General features: G+C 44.1%; 3 protein-coding genes. All 3 read right to left on the bottom strand.

Annotation, left to right across the window (positions count from 1 at the left end; all coding sequences use genetic code 11):
- Positions 1-57 precede the first annotated feature (57 nt).
- Entirely contained in the window at positions 58-1,110 is a 1,053-nt protein-coding gene (locus ACLGGO_RS35225) for an ATP-binding protein (protein WP_446422803.1), read from the bottom strand.
- Positions 1,111-1,153: 43 nt separating this feature from the next.
- The gene (locus tag ACLGGO_RS35220; protein ID WP_446422802.1) at positions 1,154-2,350 is read right to left on the bottom strand and encodes a hypothetical protein; all 1,197 of its coding nucleotides are present in this window, start codon (positions 2,348-2,350) and stop codon (positions 1,154-1,156) included.
- Positions 2,351-2,381: 31 nt separating this feature from the next.
- A partial coding sequence (locus tag ACLGGO_RS35215) for an ABC transporter ATP-binding protein (protein WP_446422801.1) occupies positions 2,382-3,032 on the bottom strand: 651 nt, incomplete at its 5' end.

Raw genomic sequence — 3,032 nt, 5'->3', positions numbered from 1 at the left:
GCTAGTTATTAACTGGGGGCGCAAACTGAAAAATAAGGGTAATGCTCTTATCACAGTTTAAATGCATGACAGCTTAGTACCAACTGATGTTGCACTTGGATTGGAGAAATCAAACAGAGGTATAGAAGAAATACCACAGTTAGGATTCACCTCCAGAACAAAGATTTCTTGAGAGGCTTTATCCATGCGTATATCTACTCGTGTGTATCCATTACCGCCAACTGCACAGTAAGCGTGCTTGCTTAATTCGCAAAGCCTATCATGCAAATCAGAAGCAACTAATTGGTAGCGGTAAAACGGTTCTCCCAATGACAAAGAAGATTCTTCTTTTGCCCACGCTCTTTCGTAAGCCAAAAATTGTTCAGTTTCAGGCAAGTTGGAGTGAAACACCCGTTCCGCAGGTGGATAGATTTTGATGCTCTCTGGCTGCTGGGTAGAACCTAACAGGAAGACTGTAAATTCACGACCATTGATGAACCGTTCCACAAAAATACTGTCCGGTGGGAATTGCATATCATGCTGTCCTTGGAGCAGCCATTGGACTTGTTTACTCACCTGTTCATCACTTTCTACAACCGACTGTAAAGAAAGCCCTCGGCTTCCCATAGACATCGCTGGTTTTACAATTAAAGGAGTACCAAGACGTTCGCAAACTCCCTGAACGTGACTAGGGTCTGCAATGACTTCGTAGGGAGCCGTAGCTACACCCGCTTCAACAAAAGCACGCTTCATTCTGAGTTTAGATGAGCAGAAATAATCAAAGGTAGAATTTGCTCCCGTAAAGAGGATACCTTTCGCTTCCAGTAGTTTGATGATGCAAGTGCCAGGGAAGTTGGGGTCTTCATCCCCAGCACAATAGTTCAGTACCACTGGAACGTACTCCTTGCTGGAAGTAGCTACCTCCTCAATAACTTCGTGCATATTTTCAAAAGTGATTGGCTGCCACTTCCATTTGATGCCGAGTTCTGCAAATACGTCTGCCAGTTCCTGACGACCTGAAGGAGTATCGTATTCTTCACTAACCAATCCTTGTTCTGTAATACGGTAAGGAATAAATACCCAGACAAATAGCTGATTGCTAGGCACAGGAAATTTTGGCGAAGTTATCATTGTTTTTGTAGTTTTTTGGGTTGACAGTAATATCAGTAAACTTTCAGGCTGCTTTGCTTACCGAGCGTGACTTGGTAGAATGCCTAACAAAAGCCTCTGCCATGATTTCTGACATCACTTGAGCAAACGGGATACCAGAAAAATGCAGGATAGTTCCAACAGAGGTTTCCCAATGTTTTTCGGCTTCTCTAGAGCCACATTCTTCAGAGATAGGAAAAGAAGATAAAGCACAGTTAGGATTCACCTCAAGAACAAACAGTTCTTGGGAAACTTTATCCATTCGCACATCAACTCGTCCATATCCATTGCCACCAACAGCATAGTAGGCACGCTTGCTTAACTCGCAAAGTCTTTCTTGCAATTCTGAAGCAACCAGTTGGTAGTGACAGAGTGGTTTTTGAGGTGAGAGGGAACTTTTTTGTTCATCTTTTTCTCTGTCGTAAGCCAAAAATTGTTCGGTTTCAGGCAAGCTGGAGTGAAACACTCGTTCCATAGGTGGATAGACTTTAATGTGTTCTGGTTTTTGAGCAGAACCGACAATGAAAACTGTAAACTCAGAACCATTGATAAACCGTTCCACAAAGATGCTGTCCGGCGGAAAATGCATCCCATGCTGTCCAGAGAGCAAGCGTTGAACTTGTACTCTCACCTGCTCATCGCTGAAAACTACTGAACTTAAGGAAATTCCATGACTCCCATAAGAGGTTGCAGGTTTCACAATCAGAGGAGTGCCAAGTCGCTTACACACTCCTTCCATGTGGTTGATGTTAGCAATGACTTCATAGGGAGCAGTAGCCACACCTGCATCGACCAAATCACGCTTCATTAAAATTTTGTTGTCACACAGATGGCAAAAGTTAGCATCTGCTCCTGTAAAAATAATGCCTTTTTCTTCCAAGAGTTTCACCAGAGAAAAGCCTGGGTAGCCATCAAGCTCTTCAAATCCATCGCAATAGTTTAAGACTAATGGAATGTACTCTTTACTAGAAGCCGCCACCTCCTCAACAATTGCGTGCATATTCTCCAAGGTGAGCGGTTGCCACTTCCACGCTATACCAAGCTCTGCAAAGACATCTGCCAGTTCCTGACGATAAGCTAAACTGTCGTAGTATTCGCTAATCATCCCTTGTTCCGTGACACGGTAGGGAATAAACGCCCAGACAAACAGCTTACTGCTAGGCACAGATAATCCTTGTAACATTGATATTTTCTCCATTAATTGGTTGTAAAACTGTGGCATACATTCCTCCTTGTTGAATCAAATCTGTAGATTAACCACTAACAACGAGACACCCTTTATTCATCACAAAAACTGTGTCCGCACGCAACGCATGAGCCATGCGGTGGGTAATGACAATCACCGTACACTTCTTGGCAATACGCTCTAACGTTGTCATGATTTCCGCTTCCGTGGCGGGGTCTAATGCTGATGTAGCTTCATCCAGAATTAGAATGGCTGGATTTCTCACCAAGGCTCTAGCTAGAGCCATTCTTTGCCGTTGTCCCCCTGATAACTGTCCCCCCCTGTCGCCAACAGGTGTGTCATAACCTTGAGGTAAAGTCAAAATAAAATTGTGAATTTCTGCCGATTTAGCGGCGGCTTCTACCTCTTCGTCACTAGCATCCAGATACCCCATGCGGATGTTTTCCCGCACCGAGCCATTAAACAAAATCACCTCTTGAGAAACCACTCCGATTTGAGAACGGAGGGAGCGTATAGTGCAGTCGCGTAAATCAACTCCATCAAACAGAATGCGTCCCTTATCCGGGTCATAAAATCGCGTCAGCAAATTGACAATTGTACTTTTGCCTGCGCCACTCTGACCGACAAATACAGCAAAGTCCCCTTGGCGAATCTTCAGCGATAGATTTTTCACCCCGCCTCTATCAGAGGAGTAGCTAAAGCTGACATTATCAAAGTA

The organism is Coleofasciculus sp., assembly GCF_046565525.1.
Classification (GTDB): Bacteria; Cyanobacteriota; Cyanobacteriia; order Cyanobacteriales; family Coleofasciculaceae; genus Coleofasciculus.
The sequence above is the reverse complement of the archived record's forward strand: the minus strand, read 5'-3'. Positions and strand labels throughout refer to the sequence as shown.

Excerpts from the sequence above, each read along its gene's own strand:
- ACLGGO_RS35225 (WP_446422803.1), bottom strand. The coding sequence starts at position 1,110 with ATGATAACTTCGCCAAAATTTCCTGTGCCTAGCAATCAGCTATTTGTC.
- ACLGGO_RS35220 (WP_446422802.1), bottom strand. The coding sequence starts at position 2,350 with ATGCCACAGTTTTACAACCAATTAATGGAGAAAATATCAATGTTACAA.